21 protein-coding genes are annotated in these 20,033 nt (G+C 61.3%); 13 read left to right on the top strand and 8 right to left on the bottom strand.

The window, feature by feature from the left end:
• The first annotated feature begins 47 nt into the window (after positions 1 to 47).
• From zwf to AC19YX_RS16275, 3 genes are read left to right on the top strand one after another with little or no spacing between them, the layout of a single operon-like run.
• Positions 48 to 1,517 (top strand): glucose-6-phosphate dehydrogenase, encoded by a 1,470-nt coding sequence (gene zwf / locus AC19YX_RS16285; protein ID WP_078470924.1) that lies wholly within the window; start codon positions 48 to 50, stop codon positions 1,515 to 1,517.
• Positions 1,504 to 2,217 carry a 6-phosphogluconolactonase gene (gene pgl / locus AC19YX_RS16280; RefSeq protein WP_201132050.1) on the top strand — a complete coding sequence of 238 codons (714 nt, stop codon included), beginning with the start codon at positions 1,504 to 1,506 and terminating at the stop codon, positions 2,215 to 2,217. The genes zwf and pgl overlap by 14 nt, the downstream gene beginning before the upstream one ends.
• Before the next feature lie 17 nt (positions 2,218 to 2,234).
• Positions 2,235 to 2,900 (top strand): bifunctional 4-hydroxy-2-oxoglutarate aldolase/2-dehydro-3-deoxy-phosphogluconate aldolase, encoded by a 666-nt coding sequence (locus AC19YX_RS16275; protein ID WP_078470922.1) that lies wholly within the window; start codon positions 2,235 to 2,237, stop codon positions 2,898 to 2,900.
• A gap of 197 nt (positions 2,901 to 3,097) precedes the next feature.
• On the opposite strand, the gene AC19YX_RS16270 is transcribed toward AC19YX_RS16275, so the two are convergent.
• Both AC19YX_RS16270 and AC19YX_RS16265 read right to left on the bottom strand, forming a co-directional pair.
• Positions 3,098 to 4,285, bottom strand: coding sequence for an aminotransferase class V-fold PLP-dependent enzyme (locus AC19YX_RS16270; protein ID WP_500606599.1), 1,188 nt, complete (start codon positions 4,283 to 4,285; stop codon positions 3,098 to 3,100).
• A gap of 11 nt (positions 4,286 to 4,296) precedes the next feature.
• Positions 4,297 to 4,533: a DUF3820 family protein gene (locus AC19YX_RS16265; protein WP_020295767.1), complete on the bottom strand. Its 237-nt coding sequence runs from the start codon at positions 4,531 to 4,533 to the stop codon at positions 4,297 to 4,299.
• 209 nt (positions 4,534 to 4,742) lie between these two features.
• Between AC19YX_RS16265 and AC19YX_RS16260 the strand changes: the two genes are divergently transcribed.
• The 4 genes from AC19YX_RS16260 to AC19YX_RS16245 all read left to right on the top strand — a co-directional run bounded on the left by AC19YX_RS16260 (position 4,743) and on the right by AC19YX_RS16245 (position 8,419).
• The gene (locus AC19YX_RS16260; RefSeq protein ID WP_020295766.1) at positions 4,743 to 5,210 is read left to right on the top strand and encodes a ferritin-like domain-containing protein; all 468 of its coding nucleotides are present in this window, start codon (positions 4,743 to 4,745) and stop codon (positions 5,208 to 5,210) included.
• A 156-nt stretch (positions 5,211 to 5,366) separates the two neighbouring features.
• Positions 5,367 to 7,355 (top strand): FUSC family protein, encoded by a 1,989-nt coding sequence (locus AC19YX_RS16255; RefSeq protein WP_078470920.1) that lies wholly within the window; start codon positions 5,367 to 5,369, stop codon positions 7,353 to 7,355.
• Entirely contained in the window at positions 7,342 to 7,548 is a 207-nt protein-coding gene (locus AC19YX_RS16250; protein ID WP_020295764.1) for a DUF1656 domain-containing protein, read from the top strand. The genes AC19YX_RS16255 and AC19YX_RS16250 overlap by 14 nt, the downstream gene beginning before the upstream one ends.
• A gap of 10 nt (positions 7,549 to 7,558) precedes the next feature.
• Positions 7,559 to 8,419: an efflux RND transporter periplasmic adaptor subunit gene (locus AC19YX_RS16245; protein ID WP_078470919.1), complete on the top strand. Its 861-nt coding sequence runs from the start codon at positions 7,559 to 7,561 to the stop codon at positions 8,417 to 8,419.
• Between the two features lie 131 nt (positions 8,420 to 8,550).
• Here AC19YX_RS16245 and AC19YX_RS16240 read toward each other — a convergent pair whose 3' ends face one another.
• Both AC19YX_RS16240 and AC19YX_RS16235 read right to left on the bottom strand, forming a co-directional pair.
• Positions 8,551 to 9,021 (bottom strand): MaoC family dehydratase, encoded by a 471-nt coding sequence (locus tag AC19YX_RS16240; protein WP_020295762.1) that lies wholly within the window; start codon positions 9,019 to 9,021, stop codon positions 8,551 to 8,553.
• A 48-nt stretch (positions 9,022 to 9,069) separates the two neighbouring features.
• Entirely contained in the window at positions 9,070 to 10,014 is a 945-nt protein-coding gene (locus tag AC19YX_RS16235; RefSeq protein ID WP_201132047.1) for an alpha/beta hydrolase, read from the bottom strand.
• Between the two features lie 211 nt (positions 10,015 to 10,225).
• On the opposite strand from AC19YX_RS16235, the gene fadD2 reads away from it, so the two are divergent.
• Together fadD2 and fadD1 are read left to right on the top strand one after the other, a co-directional pair.
• Complete coding sequence (gene fadD2 / locus AC19YX_RS16230) at positions 10,226 to 11,914, top strand: long-chain-fatty-acid--CoA ligase FadD2 (protein WP_078470917.1); 1,689 nt, start codon at positions 10,226 to 10,228, stop codon at positions 11,912 to 11,914.
• 358 nt (positions 11,915 to 12,272) lie between these two features.
• On the top strand, positions 12,273 to 13,964 hold the full coding sequence (fadD1, locus tag AC19YX_RS16225) for a long-chain-fatty-acid--CoA ligase FadD1 (protein WP_078470916.1): 1,692 nt from the start codon (positions 12,273 to 12,275) through the stop codon (positions 13,962 to 13,964).
• Positions 13,965 to 14,025: 61 nt separating this feature from the next.
• Here the strand turns inward: fadD1 and AC19YX_RS16220 are convergent, their stop codons facing one another.
• A complete protein-coding gene (locus tag AC19YX_RS16220) occupies positions 14,026 to 14,403 on the bottom strand; it encodes a hypothetical protein (protein ID WP_078470915.1) in 378 nt (125 codons plus the stop codon).
• Positions 14,404 to 14,613: 210 nt separating this feature from the next.
• Between AC19YX_RS16220 and AC19YX_RS16215 the strand changes: the two genes are divergently transcribed.
• The 3 genes from AC19YX_RS16215 (at position 14,614) to def (ending at position 16,471) form a co-directional block, all read left to right on the top strand.
• Positions 14,614 to 14,805: a CsbD family protein gene (locus AC19YX_RS16215; RefSeq protein ID WP_010208215.1), complete on the top strand. Its 192-nt coding sequence runs from the start codon at positions 14,614 to 14,616 to the stop codon at positions 14,803 to 14,805.
• 176 nt (positions 14,806 to 14,981) lie between these two features.
• Positions 14,982 to 15,929 carry a YihY/virulence factor BrkB family protein gene (locus AC19YX_RS16210; protein WP_078470914.1) on the top strand — a complete coding sequence of 316 codons (948 nt, stop codon included), beginning with the start codon at positions 14,982 to 14,984 and terminating at the stop codon, positions 15,927 to 15,929.
• A 2-nt stretch (positions 15,930 to 15,931) separates the two neighbouring features.
• A complete protein-coding gene (gene def, locus AC19YX_RS16205; protein WP_201132046.1) occupies positions 15,932 to 16,471 on the top strand; it encodes a peptide deformylase in 540 nt (179 codons plus the stop codon).
• 80 nt (positions 16,472 to 16,551) lie between these two features.
• On the opposite strand, the gene AC19YX_RS16200 is transcribed toward def, so the two are convergent.
• From AC19YX_RS16200 to gstA, 3 genes are all read right to left on the bottom strand, one after another.
• Positions 16,552 to 17,373: a class I SAM-dependent methyltransferase gene (locus AC19YX_RS16200; protein ID WP_500606598.1), complete on the bottom strand. Its 822-nt coding sequence runs from the start codon at positions 17,371 to 17,373 to the stop codon at positions 16,552 to 16,554.
• Between the two features lie 56 nt (positions 17,374 to 17,429).
• Positions 17,430 to 17,867 (bottom strand): GNAT family N-acetyltransferase, encoded by a 438-nt coding sequence (locus AC19YX_RS16195; RefSeq protein ID WP_078470911.1) that lies wholly within the window; start codon positions 17,865 to 17,867, stop codon positions 17,430 to 17,432.
• A gap of 328 nt (positions 17,868 to 18,195) precedes the next feature.
• Positions 18,196 to 18,798 carry a glutathione transferase GstA gene (gstA, locus tag AC19YX_RS16190; protein WP_421548567.1) on the bottom strand — a complete coding sequence of 201 codons (603 nt, stop codon included), beginning with the start codon at positions 18,796 to 18,798 and terminating at the stop codon, positions 18,196 to 18,198.
• A 104-nt stretch (positions 18,799 to 18,902) separates the two neighbouring features.
• On the opposite strand from gstA, the gene AC19YX_RS16185 reads away from it, so the two are divergent.
• The gene (locus tag AC19YX_RS16185; RefSeq protein WP_500606597.1) at positions 18,903 to 19,772 is read left to right on the top strand and encodes a LysR family transcriptional regulator; all 870 of its coding nucleotides are present in this window, start codon (positions 18,903 to 18,905) and stop codon (positions 19,770 to 19,772) included.
• Positions 19,773 to 20,033 lie beyond the last annotated feature (261 nt).

Genomic DNA, 20,033 nt, shown 5'->3' with positions numbered 1-20,033 from the left:
CTTGAAAAAAGGTATTTGTAGCTTAACTTGATAAAAGAACAAACATCATGCCTTCGATAACGGTTGAACCGTGCACCTTTGCCTTGTTTGGCGCGCTGGGTGATCTGGCGCTTCGCAAATTGTTTCCTGCCCTTTACCAGCTCGATGGCGCCGGTTTGCTGCATGACGACACGCGCATCCTGGCCCTGGCCCGCGAGCCGGGCAGCGAGCAGCAGCACCTGGCGTTCATTGAGGCCGAGCTGCGCCGCTACCTGGGCGACAAGGACATCGATGCCGTGGTGCTGGAGCGCTTCCTGGCGCGTCTGAGCTACCTGCATGTGGACTTCCTCAAGGCCGACGATTACCTGGCCCTGGCCGAGCGGGCCGGTCGCGAACAGCGCCTGATCGCCTACTTCGCCACTCCGGCCGCGGTCTACGGCGCGATCTGCGAGAACCTGTCCCAGGCCGGCCTGGCGGAAAACACCCGCGTGGTCCTGGAAAAACCCATCGGCTCTGACCTGGAATCCTCGCGCAAGGTCAACGATGCGGTGGCGCAGTTCTTCCCGGAGACGCGCATCTATCGGATCGACCACTACCTGGGCAAAGAGACGGTGCAGAACCTGATCGCCCTGCGTTTCGCCAACAGCCTGTTCGAAACCCAGTGGAACCAGAACTACATCTCCCACGTGGAAATCACCGTGGCCGAAAAGGTCGGCATCGAAGGCCGCTGGGGTTACTTCGACAAGGCCGGCCAACTGCGGGACATGATCCAGAATCACCTGCTGCAGCTGCTGTGCCTGATCGCCATGGACCCGCCGGCCGACCTCTCGGCCGACAGCATCCGCGACGAGAAGGTCAAGGTGCTCAAGGCCCTGGCGCCAATCAGCCCGGAAGGCCTGACCACCCAGGTGGTGCGCGGCCAGTACATCGCCGGCTACAGCGCTGGCAAGCCGGTGCCCGGCTATCTGGAAGAAGAGAATTCCAACACCCAGAGCGACACCGAAACCTTCGTCGCCCTGCGGGCCGATATCCGCAATTGGCGTTGGGCCGGGGTGCCGTTCTACCTGCGCACCGGCAAGCGCATGCCGGACAAGCTGTCGCAGATCGTGATCCATTTCAAAGAGCCGTCGCATTACATCTTCGCTCCCGAGCAGCGCCTGCAGATCAGTAACAAGCTGATTATCCGCCTGCAACCGGACGAAGGCATCTCCTTGCGCGTGATGACCAAGGAGCAGGGCCTGGACAAAGGCATGCAATTGCGCAGCGGCCCGTTGCAGCTGAATTTTTCCGACACCTATCGCAGCGCGCGGATTCCCGATGCCTACGAGCGGTTGTTGCTGGAAGTGATGCGCGGCAATCAGAACCTGTTTGTCCGTAAAGATGAAATCGAAGCCGCGTGGAAGTGGTGCGACCAGCTGATTGCCGGCTGGAAGAAGTCCGGCGATGCGCCCAAGCCGTATGCGGCGGGTTCATGGGGGCCGATGAGCTCTATTGCACTGATCACGCGGGATGGGAGGTCGTGGTATGGCGATATCTGAATTCAAACTGCCCGAGGGCGTGCGCGCCCACGAGTTTCAAAGCCCGACGCTGCTGGCCGAAGGCCTGGCGCTGAATGTGGCCGAACAGCTGCGCACGGCGATTGCCGCACGCGGTGTGGCGACCCTGGTGGTGTCCGGTGGCCGCAGCCCGGTGGCGTTTTTCCAGCACCTGGCCAAGCAGGCGCTGGATTGGTCGAAGGTGGTGGTGACCCTGGCGGACGAGCGCTGGGTACCGGTTGAGCACGCCGACAGCAATGCCGGGCTGCTCAAGCGCTACCTGTTGCAGGGCGCCGCGGCCGAGGCCAGGTTCGTCAGCCTGTACAGCCCCGCGCCGAGCCTGGAGCTGGCGGCCGAACAAGCCGAGCGCGTGCTGGCCGACTTGCCGGCCATCGACGTGCTGATTCTCGGCATGGGCGATGACGGGCACACCGCGTCACTGTTTCCCAACAGTCCGAACCTGACCGAAGCGCTGCAAGCCGACGGCAGCCGTCGCTGCTGGCCGATGCTGGCGCCGACCGTACCCCATCAACGCCTGACCATGAGTCGCGCGCTGCTGGCATCGGCGCGGTCCATCGTGTTGTCGATTTCCGGTCAATCCAAATTGACCACCCTGAGTGCGGCACTGGCCGGCGACCTGCTCGCCGAAATGCCGATTCGCGCCTTCCTGCAACCTCCGTTAGAGATTTACTGGTGCCCATGAGCCAAGGATCAGCCGCTATGAAAAACCCACGTCCAACCGTTTCCATGGCGGACAAAGTTGCCCTGATCGACAGTCTTTGCGCCCAGGCGCGAATTCTGCCGGTGATCACCATCGCTCGCGAACAGGACGTCCTGCCTTTGGCCGACGCCCTGGCTGCTGGTGGCTTGACCGCACTGGAAGTGACCCTGCGTTCCCAGTTCGGCCTCAAGGCGATCCAGATCCTGCGTGAGCAGCGTCCGGAGCTGGTGACCGGTGCCGGTACCGTGCTCGATCGCAGCATGCTGGCGGCGGCCGAAGCCGCGGGTTCGCAGTTCATCGTCACCCCGGGCATTACCCGCGACCTGTTGGAAGCCAGTGTCGACAGCGATATCCCGCTGCTGCCGGGCATCAGCAATGCCTCGGGCATCATGGAGGGCTACGGCCTGGGCTATCGCCGCTTCAAGCTTTTCCCGGCGGAAGTCAGCGGCGGCGTGGCGGCGATCAAGGCCTTGGGCGGCCCGTTCGGTGAAGTGAAGTTCTGCCCGACCGGTGGCGTCAGCCCGGCCAATATCAAGAGCTACATGGCGTTGAAAAACGTGATGTGCGTCGGCGGTAGCTGGATGCTTGATCCCGAGTGGATCAAGAACGGCGACTGGGCGCGGATTCAAGAGTGCACGGCCGAGGCCCTGGCCCTGCTGGACTGATTGGTTTTAAAGATTCGTTGGTGTTCTACGGCTTTACGGTGCGCTTGGTCGGTGCACCGTTTTTTTTGCCCGGAGAAAAGTGCGAGTGGTCGGGTACGGTTTCTGGGGCGGGGGAGGCGAGTTCGGATGCTGTGCCTCCCGAAGACCACTCGCACTACCCTGGGATCTCCGGCGTCCGGACCGGCCAGCGCCAGCAGCTAGGGTTGCGCCAACTCGCCCAGGGCTTTGCTCAGCAACTGGATATGCGCCAGCGGCGTGGTAAAGCCCGGGGTGATGCGGATGCAGGAGCCAAAGGCGGCGCCCTGGCGCAGGGTGGTGAACAGGTTGTAATCGCGGAGCAGGCGATCGACCAGCGGTTGCTGGTCCTGGGTGTGCTTGAAGCGCAGGGAGGTGATGGCGCAGTAAAGCCGCGGATCGTCCGGCGTCAGGATCTCGATGCCCGGCAGCGCTCGGGCCTCGCGTACCCACAGGTCGCGCAGGTAATTCAGGCGCGCACCCTTGAGCGCTGCACCGCCCATGGCCCGATGTTCTTCGAATGCCGCGGGCAGGGTCATCAGCGCCGGGATGTTCGGCGTGCTGTACGGCGTGCGCGAACGTACATCGCTGGGCGGATAGTGAAACTCGTCCATGTCCGGATCGATGGCATCCAGGCGCGAGGGGTCGATATAAAGGAAGCCCAGGCTCAGCGGCGCGCCGATCCATTTGTGCAGGTTGAAACCGGCAAAGGCGATGCCCAGTTCAGCAAGGTTGAAGTCGATCTGCCCCAGGGCGTGGGCGCCGTCGAGGATCACGTCGATTCCATGCTCCCGGGCCAGCGCCGCAATCGCCTGGACCGGCATCACCAGTCCCGTGCGATGGGTGACGTGGGTCAGTGTCATCAACTTCAGCCGTGGGTGGCGCTCGAAGGCCTGGCGGTAGCTGTCCAGCAGGCCGTCGAAGCTGGCTGGCAGCGAGTGCTCGATTTCGATCACTTCTGCGCCCCGCTGACGGGCCAGCCAGCGCATGGCGCTTTTGACCGTGTCGTACTCCAGGTCGCACAGCAGCAGTTGATCCCCGGGTTGCAGCTGGTTGTAGTTGCGGATCAATGATTGCAGGGCATCAGTGGCGCAACGGGTGAAGGCCACGGCGTGTTCGTCCACCTCCAGCAATTGCGCCAGTTGGCGGCGGATCTGCTGGGCCTGGGTGCGCTCGAACTGCTGGCGCACATACACCGAATTGCTGCGATTGACGAAGGCGATATTGGCTTGGTAATCGTCGAGCACGCGCCGGGTCATGCGCCCGAAATAGCCATTTTCCAGATTGATCGGTCCGGGTTCGACCTCATAGCGGTCGGCGATCGCCTGCCAATGGCGTTCATCGCGAAAGAGTTCGGCAATCTGCGGCATAGGGCGCTCTGTCAGTGGCGGGGCTTGGGTTTGCCGTGTTTGGCGCGTAGCGGGTCCAGCAGATCGGAGAGGCCGTTGTGATCGATTTCCTGCATCAGGGCCAGCAGGCCACCGAGTTCACCGTGGGGGAAACCCTCGCGGGCGAACCAGTTCAGGTACTGGCCGGGCAGGTCTGCCAGGATGCGGCCCTTGTATTTGCCATAGGGCATTTCACGGGTGATCAGCAGCTCGAGTTTTTCAGGATTCATGGCGATGGGATCTGTGGGTGATTCAAACACCCTGGAAAATACAGGCATTCTGCATGCAGGCCAAATGACAGATCATGCAAATAACGCGGATACAGATTTTTGCTAAAAAGTTAACTCATTGAAAAATAACAAATAAATTCAAGATCCAAGTCTGGCACGGCGGGTGCAATACCTATTGCAACTCTCCCCCAACCTGGAAGGAATTGAAAATGACTGACTTGAACAAAGAATCCATTTCGGTGCTCAACGACCTGATCGAGACCAGCAAGGACGGTCAAGAAGGGTTCAAGACCTGCGCCGAAGACATCAAGCATCCCGAGCTCAAAGCGTTGTTCGCCAAACGCTCCACCGATTGCGCCACCGCTGCCGCTGAACTGCAAAGTGCAGTGCGCGCCCTGGGCGGCGATCCGGAAACCTCGACCAGTGTCAGTGGCGACCTGCATCGCCGTTGGGTCGACCTCAAGGCTCTGGTGACCGGCAAGGACGAAGAAGCTGTGCTCAATGAAGCCGAGCGCGGTGAAGACCATGCCCTCAAGGCTTACAAAGAAGCCCTGGAAAAAATCAACAAGCACAACCTGGTGGGTATTCGTGACCTGGTTGAACGCCAGTACCACGGCGTACAACGCAACCACGACCAGGTAAAAGCTCTGCGCAACCAGGCTCGCGCTCGCTCGTAAGCGTCGAAACCTGTCAAAAACGCCAGCCAGTCTGGCGTTTTTTTATGCCTGAAATTTAATGCTGGACCCTTATTAGTTAGCTAGCTAATAATTGCTTCCGGCCGACTTCTGGCTTATCCCGTCTATGGTTAATCGATCCATCCCGAGGTTCCTTGCGTGCGTACCACTCTGCAGGCGTTGCTTGCTCCCGACCTCCCCGCGTTGCAGTTCGCGATCAAAACCGTGCTCGGTGGCGGCATGGCGCTGTGGCTGGCGTTGCGTTGGGGGCTGGAGCAGCCGGCCTGGGCCCTGATGACCTCTATCATCGTGGCCCAACCCATGTCCGGTATGGTCCTGCAGAAAGGTCTCGCTCGGCTGCTGGGAACCCTGGTGGGGACGATCATGTCGGTGCTGTTCATGGGGCTGTTCGCCCAGACGCCCTGGCTCTTTCTGCTGGCCCTGGCCCTGTGGCTGGGGTTGTGTACCGCCAGTTCGACCTTGCTGCGCAGCGCCTGGTCCTACTCCTTTGTGCTGGCCGGCTACACCGTGGCGATCATCGCCTTGCCGGCCCTCAGCCACCCGTTGGGGGTATTCGACCAGGCCGTGGCGCGGTGCACGGAAATATCCCTGGGGATTATCTGCGCCACTGCCAGCAGTGCGCTGCTGTGGCCGATGCGCGTCGAACGGCAACTGGCCGATCAGGCCCGTGCCGCCTGGCACAGCGGGTTGCACGCGGCCCGCGCGACCCTGGCCGGGGATGCCCTGGCGCGCAAGGGGCTGCTGGAGATTCTCGGGCGTATCGTTGCCGTGGATTCGCAGCGTGAGCACGCCTGGTTCGAAGGTCGCCTGGGGCGCCAGCGGGCCCGCGCCATCAGCGGCCTGAGCCAGAAATTGCTGATGCTGCTGCGCATTTCGCGGTCGGTGCGCCGCCAGTGGCAGCAACTCGACGCGCCCGAGGCCGGTCAATTGCAGCCCTGGATGGATCAGGTCCAGGCAGCCTTGACCGCGGCGGACGCGGCCACGCTGCAGGCGCTGCGTCCGCAACTGTTGGATGCCTCCCACGATCCGCAGGTCAGTTCGGCGCAAAGTTACTGCCTGGCCCGGTTCGCGCTGTTGCTGGACACCGCCCTGGCCGCCGGTGTCGCCCTGCAAGCGGTGGAGCAGGGGCGGGCGCCCGTGGAGCAACCGGCCTCGCTGACGCCGCACCGCGACCTGTCCCTGGCCCTGGTGTTCGGCGCGCGCAGTGCCCTGGCGTTCCTGACCGTGGCCACGTTCTGGCTGGCCACTGCCTGGCCGGCCGCCTCCGGTGCGATGTTGCTGACATGTGTGGTCTGTAGCCTGTTCGCCAGCCGCGAAAACGGCGCACAGATCGGCATGAGCTTCATGCGCGGGATCTTCCTGGCGATCCCCGTGGCCTTTGTGGTCGGGGAAATTCTCCTGCCGCAATGGAGCGGTTTCCCCATGCTGTGCATGGCCATGGGCGTGCCTTTGTTCCTGGGGGCGCTGGGCATGGCCAAGCCACAGATCGGCGCCACGGCGACCTCCTTCTGCCTGCATTTTGTGGTGCTGATTTCCCCCTTGAACCGCATGCAGTTCGATGTCGCGACCTTCTTCAACAGTGCCCAGGCCATGGTGATCGGCGTCGGCGCGGCAGTGCTGGCGTTCCACCTGCTGATTTTGCGCAACCCGGTATGGCATGGCCGGCGCCTGCTGGCGGCGACCCTACATGATCTGGTGCGCTTGACCCGGCGCAACCTGCGGGGCGCGGAAAGCTGGTTCGGCGGCCGCATGGCCGACCGCCTGCTGCAACTGGCGCGGCATTACCCGGAGTTGCCACAACAGGCCCGCAGCCGCTGGGACGATGGTTTGCTGGCGCTGGATATCGGTGACGAGTTGCTGCACCTGCGCCTCAGCCTGGCGGTGGCCCAGGTGCCCCTGGGTGCGCAGCAGCGCGCCTACCTCGAACACCTGGAAAAGGTCTTGCAGCAAGGGCCGGCCGGCAGTCGCAGCGAGGCCCTGGTCGAACCCAGTACGGCCTTGTTGCAGGCCCTGCAACAACAACCGCCCAGCGATGCCTTGAAGCTGGCCCAGGGCGCGGTGGTGCAATTGCAAAACAGCTGGCGCACCTGGTGCCGGCAGCAGGAGGAACACCATGGGGCTGCGTGAGTGGTCGCTGGGCGGGATTCTGCTCAGTCCGTTTCTGATTTATGTCGTGTTGGCACTGCTGCTGACCGGGGCATTGCGCATGCTGTTGCGCATCACGCCGCTGGGACGCTGGATCTGGCACGAAGCACTGTTCGACTGTGCCCTGTACGTCTGTGTATTGACCCTGATCACCGTCGTCCTCGGACCCTTATAAGGAGTTGCCCATGCGTACTTCCGTACGTGTCGCCTTTACCCTGACCCTGGTGGCTGTGGCGTTGTTCGCCGGCTTTCACCTGTGGCAGTACTACATGCTGACCCCCTGGACCCGGGATGCGCGAATTCGCGCCGACGTGGTGGTGATCGCCCCCGATGTCTCGGGCTGGGTGCGCGAGCTCAAGGTCCAAGACAACCAGCAGGTCAAGGCCGGCGAGCTGTTGCTGAGCATCGACCGCGAGCGTTTTGAAGCGGCGCTGGAAAAGGCTCAGGCGGTGGTTCAGACCCGTCAGCAGCAATTGAGCCTGCGTGAACACGAAGCCAGCCGTCGCGCCAGCCTCGGTCCGCAGGCGATCAGCGCCGAGCTGCGGGAAAACGCGCAGATCAACGCCGGCATCGCCCGGGGCGAGTTGCGCCAGGCCCAGGCTGAAGCCAAGGTCGCCGAGCTCAACCTGGCCCGCAGCCAGGTGCATGCGCCGCGCGACGGGCACATCACCAACCTGCGGCTGGCGGAGGGCAACTATGTCAATGCCGGGCAGCCGGTGATGGCCTTGATCGACGACTCGACCTTCTACGTGCAAGCGTATTTCGAGGAGACCAAACTGCCGCGGATCAAGGTCGGGGACCCGGTCAAAGTCTGGCTGATGAGTGCCGGGGATGCCCTGGAAGGCCATGTGCAGAGCATCAGCCGCGGCATCACCGACAGTAACACCACGCCCGATGGGCAATTGCTGGCCGAGGTGCAGCCGACCTTCAACTGGGTGCGCCTGGCACAGCGGATCCCGGTCCGGATCCAGCTCGACAAGGTTCCCGAAGGCCTCAATTTGAGCGCGGGCATGACCGCCAGCGTGCAGGTGCAGGAAGGCCGATAGGACGGCGGGGCAGGGAGCTTGCTTCAGCTGTTATCGCGCAGTTGCGCACGGCCCCGAAGGGGCGCGCTGCAACCGGCCTCGGAACCGGCTGGCGCGGCATGAGCCAAGCGCAGCCGATGGTGAACGGGTTCTCAGCCGATGCTGATGGCCGGCAGGGTGGGCAGGGTCACGGTTTGCTGTTTGCGCGGGGCGAGGATTTCGGCTTCGCCATCGACCACCAGCTCATCGCGCTGGTTGAACACACGGGTGGCGATGCGCACGCGGAATTTCGGCAGTTTTTCGAGGATTTCCAGGCGCACGGTCAGGGTGTCGCCAATCTTCACCGGCTTCTGGAAGCTCATCTGCTGGCCGATATAGATGGTGCCCGGCCCAGGCAGCTCGCAGGCCACGGCGGCGCTGATCAGGGCACCACTGAACATGCCGTGGGCGATACGCTCCTTGAACATGGTGGCGGCAGCGAATTCGGCGTCCAGGTGCACCGGGTTGTGGTCGCCGGACATGGCGGCGAACAGCTGGATATCACGCTCTTCCACGGTTTTGCTGTAGCTGGCGGTCTGGCCGACTTCGAGGGCTTCGTAAGGGGTGTTGGTCACCTGGGTCATCTGTATCAAGTCCTGTGGAAAAAAGTGGGTTAGCGTGTGGCTTCAAGGTCATTCGGTCTTGGCCGGCCTGCGGTTTTGCAGGGCCTGGTCGAGCCAGGCCAGCAGATCGGCGGTCACCTCGTCACGATTGGTTTCATTGAACAGTTCGTGACGGGCCTCGGGGTAAAGGGTCAGTTGCAGGCACTGGTTGCCGGCGGCGCGCAATGCGTCGGCCAGATCCGTCAGACGCGTGCCATTGCTCACCGGATCACATTCGCCGCCCATCACCAGCAACGGCAGGCCCGGATCGATCTGGGCGAGATTGGACGCTTTACTGATTTGCTGCAACCCGCCCAGAAGGTCGATCCAGAGCTGGTTGCTGCAGCGATAGCCGCACAGCGGGTCGGCGACGTATTTATCGACCTCGGCGGGGTCGCGGCTGAGCCAGTCGAACGCGGTGCGATTGGGCTTGAAGGCTTTATTGAAGGAGCCGAACGACAGCCAGTCGATCAGCGCGCTGCGACCTTGGCCGCCCTGGCGCCAGCGTTCGAAGCGGGCAATCAGGCGAGCGACGCGGTACAACGCCACCGGTTGGAAATTCGAGCCGCTGAGAATCGCCCCGTGCAGGCTGGCGCTGTGGTGCAGCAGATAGGCCTGGGCGATGTAGCTGCCCATGCTGTGGCCAAGCAGGATGATGGGCAGCTCGGGGTGCAACTGGCCGATATGCTGCTGGAGGCTGGCCAGGTCGCCGACCACTTTGTTCCAGCCGTCCTGATCCGCGTAATGGCCCAGCACGCCTTGCTCGGCGGTCTTGCCATGGCCCCGCAGATCGGGGGCGTACACGCCATAACCCTCGGCGCACAGGGCGGTTGCCAGTCGCTCGTAGCGCGCGCTGTGTTCGGCCATGCCGTGGGCCAGCAGGATCAAGGCCTTGAGCGGCCTTTCGGGCAGCCACAGGTTGACGAAGAGGCGGCTGTGGTCGCTTGCGGTCAGCCAGAAGGTATCGTGGGTCATGGCGGTTCCTTTGCACGAAGACGCTGCATTGTATAGCTCATCGGCGCGCTGCCGGCTGATCAGTGGCCGCCTTGGAGGCAAGATTCACGGGATCTATGACGCCTTTGCGCATATTTGCCTGAATCGCCATTGCTGCTAACGTCCGATGAGCTCCGCCTTTGATAGCGTCAGAGATGCGGCCCGGTCAGCTCGAGTAAAGAGGACAAGAATAATGCAAGCTGATTTCTGGAATGATAAACGCCCCACCGGCGTTCCCCTGGATATCGATCTGGGTGCCTACAAGTCGGTGATCGAGGTGTTCGAACGTTCCTGCAAGAAGTTCGCCGACCGCCCGGCCTTCAGCAACATGGGGATCACCCTGACTTACGCCGAGCTGGAGCGCTATAGCGCAGCCTTCGCCGGCTACCTGCAAGCCAATACCGACCTGGCTCCCGGCGATCGGATCGCGGTGCAGATGCCCAACGTCCTGCATTACCCGATCGCGGTGTTCGGTGCCTTGCGCGCCGGGCTGATCGTGGTCAACACCAATCCGCTGTACACCACGCGCGAGATGCGCCATCAGTTCAAGGATTCCGGCGCCCGGGCCCTGGTGTACCTGAACATGTTCGGACAGAAGGTCCAGGAAGTGCTGGCCGATACCGAGATCCAGTACTTGATCGAAGCCCGGATGGGCGACCTGATGCCCAGCGCCAAGGGCTGGTTGATCAATACCGTGGTCGACAAGGTGAAAAAGATGGTCCCGGCCTATCACCTGCCCCAGGCCATTTCCTTCAAGAGTGCGCTGCGCCTGGGACGTGGCCAGCCGATTCGGCCGCTGCACGTCAGCCTCGACGATATTGCGGTGCTGCAGTACACCGGCGGCACCACCGGCCTGGCCAAGGGCGCGATGCTCAGCCACGGCAACCTGGTGGCCAACATGCAGCAGGCCCGCGCCTGCCTCGGCCAGCTCGGGCCCGATGGCCACCCCCTGCTGCGCGAGGGCCAGGAAGTGATGATCGCGCCGCTGCCGCTGTACCACATCTATGCCTTCACCGCGAACTGCATGTGCATGATGGTGACCGGCAACCACAACGTACTGATCACCAACCCGCGGGACATCGGCGGCTTTATCAAGGAGCTGAAAAACTGGCGGTTTTCCGCGCTGCTGGGGCTCAACACCCTGTTTGTCGCGCTGATGGAGCACCCGGACTTCAAGACCCTGGATTTCTCCAGCCTCAAACTCACCAATTCCGGTGGCACTGCCCTGGTCAAGGCCACGGCCGAGCGCTGGCAGACCCTGACCGGCTGCCGTATCACCGAAGGCTACGGGCTGACTGAAACCTCGCCGGTGGCCTGCACCAACCCCTACGGCGACAAGTCGCGCCTGGGCACCGTGGGGATGCCCGTGCCGGGCACCACCTTGAAGGTGATCAACGATGAAGGCGTCGAACAGCCCCTGGGCGAGCGCGGCGAGCTATGCATCAAGGGCCCGCAGGTCATGAAGGGTTATTGGCAAAAGCCTGAAGCCACCGCTGAAGTGCTGGACGCCGAGGGCTGGTTCAAGTCCGGCGACATCGGGGTGATCGACCCGGACGGTTTCGTGCGCATTGTCGATCGCAAGAAGGACATGATCATCGTCTCCGGCTTCAACGTGTACCCCAATGAAATCGAAGACGTGGTCATGGCCCACCCGAAAGTCGCCAATTGCGCGGTGATCGGGGTGCCCGACGAGCGCTCGGGGGAAGCGGTGAAACTGTTCGTGGTGGCGCGCGAGGAGGGGGTCAGCCTTGAAGAGCTCAAGGCTTACTGCAAGGAAAACTTCACCGGCTACAAGGTGCCCAAGCACATCGTGCTGCGCGATTCGCTGCCGATGACCCCGGTGGGCAAGATCCTGCGGCGCGAGTTGCGCGATATCGCCTGATACATCCGTTCGCCATTCTCTGCGGGCAAGCCCGCTTCTACCTGCACTGCGGTAGAGGCTGGCTTGCCCGCAGTCCGTTGTGCCAGGCGCAAAGCCGCGGGCCAGAGCGGATTCTCGACTTATAGAATCTTTGCTCTAAAAATGACCGTTCGGTTTTTATTGGTCACTAATGTGACTGGTGATGCCTTGCTTGGCTCTAGTCGGCCTTTGGCAAAGCTGCTACTCTCGGCGCGCTTTGTGACTTCTCGGCCTAGGTAAAAGCCAGACTCACCAACAAAAGACACCTGTAAAAAACCCAGACAAATAATAATCGCATCAAATGCGGTGATGAATTCGCGTTGCTGAGGAGTGGGCTTCCATGATCGAAGACTTTTGGAAGGATAAGTACCCAGCTGGAATTGCTGCCGAGATCAATCCAGACGAGTACCCGAATATTCAAGCGGTGTTGCAGCAGTCCTGCCAACGTTTCGCTAACAAACCGGCCTTTAGCAACCTCGGCAAGACACTCACCTACGGTGAGCTGTACGAATTGTCTGGGGCCTTTGCCGCGTACCTGCAGCAGCATACCGACTTGCAGCCCGGTGATCGAATTGCCGTGCAGTTGCCCAATGTCCTGCAATACCCGGTCGCGGTATTCGGCGCCATCCGCGCTGGGCTGATCGTGGTCAACACCAACCCGCTGTACACCACGCGGGAAATGGAACACCAGTTCAATGACTCGGGGGCCAAGGCCCTGGTCTGCCTGGCCAACATGGCGCACCTTGCCGAAGCGGTCGTGCCCAAGACCGGCGTCAAGCATGTGATCGTCACCGAAGTGGCGGACCTGCTGCCGCCGCTCAAGCGTCTGCTGATCAACAGCGTCATCAAATACGTGAAGAAGATGGTCCCGGCCTATCACTTGCCCAAGGCCGTCAAGTTCAATGACGTGCTGAGCAAGGGCCATGGCCAGCCGGTGAAGGAAGCCAACCCGGCCAGCAGCGACGTTGCTGTGCTGCAATACACCGGCGGTACCACCGGCGTGGCCAAGGGCGCGATGCTGACCCACCGCAACCTGGTGGCCAACATGCTGCAGTGCAAGGCGCTGATGGGGTCGGACCTGAATGAAGGTTGCGAGATCCTGATCACTCCGCTGCCGCTGTACCACATCTATGCCTTCACCTTTCATTGCATGGCGATGATGCTGATCGGCGGCCACAACATCCTGATCAGCAACCCGCGCGACCTGCCGGCGATGGTCAAGGAACTGTCGAAGTGGAAGTTCAGCGGTTTTGTCGGCCTCAACACCCTGTTCGTGGCGCTGTGCAACAACGAAGCGTTCCGCAAGCTGGACTTCTCGGCCTTGAAAGTCACCCTGTCCGGCGGCATGGCCTTGCAGCTGGCGGCGGGCGAGCGTTGGAAAGCGGTAACCGGCTGCCCGATCTGCGAAGGCTACGGCATGACCGAAACCAGCCCGGTGGCCACGGTCAACCCGAGCCAGAATATTCAGGTCGGCACCATCGGCATTCCGGTGCCCTCGACCCTGTGCTGCGTGATCAACGATGCGGGCGAAGAGTTGCCCCTGGGGGAAATTGGCGAGCTGTGCGTCAAGGGCCCGCAGGTGATGAAAGGCTACTGGCAGCGCCAGGACGCCACCGACGAAGTCATGAGCAGCGAAGGCTGGCTGAAAACCGGTGACATCGCGCTGATCCAGCCAGACGGCTATATCCGTATTGTCGACCGCAAGAAAGACATGATTCTGGTCTCCGGTTTCAACGTTTACCCTAACGAACTGGAAGACGTGCTGGCAGCGTTGCCAGGCGTGTTGCAGTGTGCGGCGATCGGTATTCCGGATGAAAAATCCGGGGAAATCATCAAGATTTTCATCGTCGCCAAGCCGGGTGTGACCCTGACCAAAGAGCAGGTGATGACCCACATGCGCGCCAACGTCACCGGTTACAAGGTGCCCAAAGCCGTGGAGTTCCGCGATGCGTTGCCGACCACCAACGTGGGCAAGATCCTGCGTCGCGAGTTACGTGATGAAGAGTTGAAGAAGCTCGGCCTGAAAAAGTAAGCCGAAGGCTGCATGAAAAAGCCCCGCAGAGGCGGGGCTTTTTTGTGGGCGCTGCCCAGGTTTACAGCTGGAACTGGGCGAAGTCCACGCCGGTGCCTGCCGGGCGCACGTCCTTGAGCAACGAATCCTTGTCCGCGCTCAGCTCAAGGCTCAGGGCCGCTTTGCGCTTGCCCTCGTTGCGGATCACCAGGCCTTCGAGTTTTTCCCGCAGGAACACCGTCGGCACCTTCAGGTGCAGCAGTTGGTCGGTGCCTGGGTTGTGCAGCAGCAGGTGCACCCATTCGTACTGACCGATGGCCAGGCGGCTGACCGGGATATCGAACCACCAGATGTTCTTGTTGCGGTTCAGCTCCGCGAAGTGGCAGTTGTTGACGCCCAGTACTGCACCGCCCAGTTCCTGGTTTCTGCGCGCAATGGCCAGCTTTTTATCGAGTTTCATAACATTCCTACGGGATTGGATCTTCAGCGCACAGCCTGAATACGTTGCGCATTCTCGTGGGTTGGCCGGCAAACATAAAGCGCTACCTGCCCGAGCGGCGAAAAATACGCCTGTCGATGGCGCTAAAAAATAATTGAAACTCTGCGCAACGCTGGCGGGTCAATCCTTACGTAATGACCAAAACCCACTATTGTTCTTCGGAGAAATACCATGGGCAGCACAGCGGATAAGGCAAAAGGTTTGGCTAACGAAGCCGTCGGCAACATCAAGCAAGGTGTCGGCAAAGCGACCGATAACACCAAGCTGCAGACGGAAGGCAAAGTGCAAGAGAAGAAAGGCGAAGCCCAGCAAGCAGTGGGCAAAGCCAAGGATGCAGTCAAGAAAACCATCGACAAGGCCTGACAGTTCGGGCGGCTCGATGCACTAAGACGGCCATCCAAGGATGGCCGTTTTTTTGTCGGCCGCCGCGTGGGCCAATGAATCGAAATGGTTCAAAGTCGCCAACTGGGCTAATTTGATGTAGAAAACGGCCTCTGAGTCGCCACCGACCCCGACCTTTTGCGGCGAAAGGAGACGCTATGATTTTCCCCCATTTGAAAGGCCTGTCCCTGCAGCGTGTGCTGGTACGCACGGTGAAAGAGTTCGTCGACGACGAAATGTCGACCTACGCCTCGGCACTGGCCTACCAGATGCTGTTTTCACTGTTCCCTTTCATTCTTTTTCTGATCGCGCTGATTGGTTTCCTGCATCTTCCGGACTTCTTCAGCTGGCTGCGCCTGCAGTCGGAACTGGTGCTGCCGCCCCAGGCCCTGGAGCAGGTCAACCCGGTGATCGACCAGCTGCAGCAATCCAAGGGCGGATTGCTCTCGGTGGGTATCGTCATCGCCCTGTGGACCGCCTCGGCGGGTGTGCGGCTGATGATGAGCGCAATGAACGCCGCCTACGACGTGGTTGAGGGGCGGCCGATCTGGAAGCGCTTCCCGCTGTCGATTTTCTACACCATCGGGATTGCCGGCATGCTCCTGGCTGCGGCGGCGCTGATGGTGCTGGGGCCGCAGGTGATGGCCTGGATTGCCGGGCAAGTCGGGCTGGAGGACTTTATCGTCACCGTATGGACCATCCTGCGCTGGCCGGTGATTGTGATCCTGATGATGGTCGCCGTGGCCCTGATCTATTACGTGATGCCGGATGTGAAGCAGGAATTTCGCTTCATCACCCCGGGCTCGGTGCTGGCGGTGGTGGTGTGGATCGTCGCGTCGCTGGGCTTTGCCTTCTACGTAAAGACCTTCGCCAACTACAACGCCATGTATGGCAGTATCGGCGCGATCATCGTCCTTCTTTTGTATTTCTATATTTCCTCGGCAGTGTTGTTGCTGGGCGCGGAAATGAACGCGGTGATCGAACACATGTCGGCCGAAGGTAAAGACCCTGGAGAAAAGGTTCCCGACGAGCACGACTCCCAAAAACAACATGTTTCGGGACTGGGCCGGGACCACTCGCTCAAGCCGGACACTGATGAAGCCTGACCATGATTCGTGAAATTCTGAAAATGGGCGATGAGCGCCTGCTGCGCATCGCCCCACCGGTACCGCCCGAGATGTTCGACAGCGCCGAGCTCTGGCAACTGATCGACGACATGTTCCAGACCATGGAAAGTGTTGGCGGGGTTGGCCTCGCGGCGCCGCAGATCGGGGTCGACCTGCAACTGGTGATCTTTGGTTTCGAGCACAGCGAGCGCTACCCGGACGCCGAGGCGGTCCCGCAGACCATCCTGATCAACCCGTTGATCACCCCGCTGGGTCCGACCTTGGAAGAGGGCTGGGAAGGGTGCCTGTCGGTACCCGGTTTGCGCGGCGCGGTGCAGCGTTATCAGCACATTCGCTATGAAGGTTTCGACCCCAAGGGCGAACCTGTGGTGCGCATTGCCTCGGGCTTTCATGCACGGGTGGTGCAGCATGAGTGCGACCATCTGATCGGGCGTTTGTACCCGTCGCGGATCGATGACTTCAGCAAGTTCGGCTTCACCGAGGTGATGTTCCCCGATCTTGAGCCCGGTTCGGACGAGTGAGCTGAAAGAGGGGATGCCCTTGGCTGACCAATCCTCCCTCTTGCCGCCGGTGCCGGATCTCCCGGCCCCGGCGGTGTCGCTTACTTGGCTGGTTTGATAAAGCGCAGGGTCATGCGATCCGATTCGCCGATCGCCAGGTAGCGAGCCTTGTCCTGTTCACCCAGCTTGAATGACGGGGGCAGGGTCCAAACCCCCTCCGGGTAATCCTTGGTGTCCTTGGGGTTGGCATTGATCTCGCTCTGGCCATCCAGGACAAAACCGGCATCAGTGGCCAGTTGCACCACATAGGCCGTGGTCAGGTAGCCGCTGTGCTTGATGTCTTCCAGGGAAGCCCCGTCTTTAGCCCGATGATCGACCACCCCCAGCACGCCGCCCGGTTTCAATACCTTGAAGAACGCCTGGAACATGCTGGGTGCGGTATCGGCCATGACCCAGTTGTGCACGTTGCGAAAGGTCAGCACTGTATCGGCCGAGCCGGGTTGGCCCAGTACCGGGGCCTTGGGGTCGAATTCGACGAAGCGTGCCTGGGCATAGTGCTCGGGGTCGGCGGCGAATTTCTGCCGCAGGCTGTCCGCCGCTTTCTTGAAGTATTCACCACTGGCCGGCGCTTGCAGGGCCGCAATGTAGTGCCCCTTTTGCTTGAGCAAAGGGGCCAGGATCTCGCTGTACCAGCCGCCGCCGGGAGTGATTTCGATCAGGGTCTGTTGCGGGCGCAGGCCGAAGAACTGCAAGGTCTGTTGCGGATGTCGATAGACATCCCGAGCCGAATTGGCCGGCGCGCGCCAACTGCCGGCCAGGACCTGGGCATAGTGTTGCGAGGTGACCGGGGCGTTTTCGGCGCCATGGCTGACGGCGGGGAGCAGCAGGGCAGTGAGGGATAAGGCCAGAAGCGTGGGTTTCATGTCGGGTCCTGAGAGGGGGCGGTTTGCCCCGAGGCTAACACGCAGTCCCTGCGGCCTTATGTGACCAAATCTTCAGTGCTGCTAACCAACGGTTCTATGCCCATGGCGATCATCGCCTTGTTGCGCCGGTAGCGAACCAGGCGCTCGGCCATGGCCTGGGGCAGGACCGAAGTGCAGGCAAAACCCATGGCTTCATACAGGCCTTGCAGGTCCGGATGACAGAACAGCCAAAGCGGCCCGTCGAGTGGTGCCCTGGCCTGGGCCACCAGTTGCCTGGCGATGCCTTGCCCGCGGTAATCCGGGTCGACAAACAGCCCCGTCAACCAATAACCCTTCGACACCTTTTTTACACTCAGCCCGCCGACTATGGTTTCGTCTCGTGCGACCCAGAGCTCTCCATCGCTGGCGCGCATGGGCGAGTCATGGTCACGGTAAAACTTGTTCAGCAACGGCCGCAGGTCGTCGCTTAACTGGCTGATTTGAACGCTGGGCATGGGCTTTTCGGGTCGGGTTGCAGGAGGGCGCGCAATTATAAAGGACTTCGCTCGCACTATAGGTGGTATACCTCAAGGTCTATCCCGCATCAGTGGAGTGTGCATCATGTCCAAAGGTATGAACTCAAAGAAAAGCGTGAAGAAAAAACCGGCTAAAACAGCGGATGAAAAGCGCGCGGACAAGAAAACCAAGAAAACCGAAGTGAATGTTTTCGGTCATTGATTGCACTTGATGAAGCCCGCCTGGCGGGCTTCATACTCTTTTATCCACTGCCTGTTATCGCCCTGCCAGTTTCCCCCCCTTCGCTAAAACCTTCTGCGCACACTGTTACGCCAGTTCCACCGCCAGCGCGGCCTTGACTGAGGCGCGCACCTCGATCCGTGCCTGAAAACGCGCCAGTGCTGGCCATTGCCCCAGATCGATGGCAAAGCCCAGGGTCCAGCGCAGCACGGTAAACAAATAGGCATCGGCTACGCTGAAATGGCTTCCCAGCAAGTAGTCCTGCTGCTCCAGTCGCTGATTCAGCAGGTCAAGGCGTTTGAACAACGTGTGGCGCAACAGCGTTTTGGCTTCTTCGCCAAGCTGAGTGCTGAACAGCCAGCCCAGGCCACCGTGGACCTCGCTGGAAATGAAGTTCAGGTCCTCCTGCAGGCGCACCCGCTCCCAGCTGCCATTGGCCGGGGCCAGGCCTGCGTCGGGCTTGAGGTCGGCCAAGTACTGCAAGATCGCCGGCCCTTCGGTCAGCACCTGTCCGTTGTCCAGTTGCAGGGCGGCCACGTAGCCCTTGGGGTTGATGGCGAGAAAGTCCGCGCCATCGGCAGTGAGCTTGCTGCGGTTGTCGACACGGATGGCGCGAAATGGCAGCTGCAGTTCACGTAACACGATATGGGCGGCGAGGGAGCAGGCTTGCGGAGCGTAATAGAGCTTCATCGAGTGCACTCAGGGGGGAGGGGGCGTTTGAATCAGTGTCATAGTCCTGGGTGCTCTGGGTAAAATTAATCTTTCAGAAAACTCCCATAAGGTCAGCTACTGGCATGATGAACCTGATGCATTGGCGGCTGTTGGTGGCGATCGCCGACAGCGGCAATATCACCCGCGCCGCGGAGCAGGTGGGCATGACTCAATCGGGCGCCAGCCAGGCCCTGGCGCTGGTGGAAGATACACTCGGGGTGCAGCTGTTCACCCGGGAAAACCGCCAGACCCTGCCCACCGCCATCGGCTTCCAGGTGCTGGAGCAGGCGCGGCTGATGCTCGCGGCATTGCAGGCCATCCGTGAAACCGCGGAGCAGGCGCGGCCGATTCAGCGCGGCAGCATCCGTCTGGCCAGTTTCCCCATGGTGCTGGCGACCTTTCTGCCGCCGTTGCTGCGTCGTTTCAACCAGCTGTACCCGGGCATCCAGGTGCTGGCGCTGGAGGTCAGTGATGATGAGGTCGAGGCGCTGCTCGCTGCCGGCCTGACGGATGTGGGCGTGGTGCTCAATCCGCCTGCTGGAGGCCAGGCGCGATTGCTGGGGCTCGACAGCTGGGTGGCGGTGCTGCCGGTCGGCCATGCTTTGGCCCGGCGTTCGAATGAACAGGGCCTGGCCCTGGCGGAACTGGTGGCACAACCCTTTGTACTGGCCACGGGCGGCTGCTCGGTGAACGCCCGGAGCCTGGCGCTGGACGCCGGGCTCGCGCTGGCGGATGTGCGCGTCGAGGTCCGTGAGTGGAACAGCGCCTTCACCCTGGTTCGCGAGCAAGTCGGGGTCACCCTGGTGCCCCAGAGCACCTTGCCCGACAACCGCCAGGGTCTTCGGGTGTTGCCCTTGAGTGTGCCGATCGATCGCCGCTTTGCCCTGGTGCCGGCGCCGGGGCGGCCACCTTCGTTAGCGGTACAGGCATTGCTGGACATGCTCGACGGTTGATCCGCCACTAATGGCTGGCCTTTAGTTAGTTTGCGAAGGGTTTTAGAACCTGGAGAAAGTTGCCAATACTGGCTGACTAATGGCCTTGCGCGGTTGCCATGCCTGTCTATGCTCAGCGCTAATGGTTTATGTCGATCGCCATATCAACCGCTTGTTTTAGGCATCAGCCGGCATGTAACCGTTATGAAACAAAGCGCCTGAATACGTGAACAGCCTCAAGAGTGCGCAACTAAGGCACCGGGATCTGACGGAGTTTTTATT

Source organism: Pseudomonas sp. MF09150 (assembly GCF_059862355.1).
The sequence above is the reverse complement of the archived record's forward strand: the minus strand, read 5'-3'. Positions and strand labels throughout refer to the sequence as shown.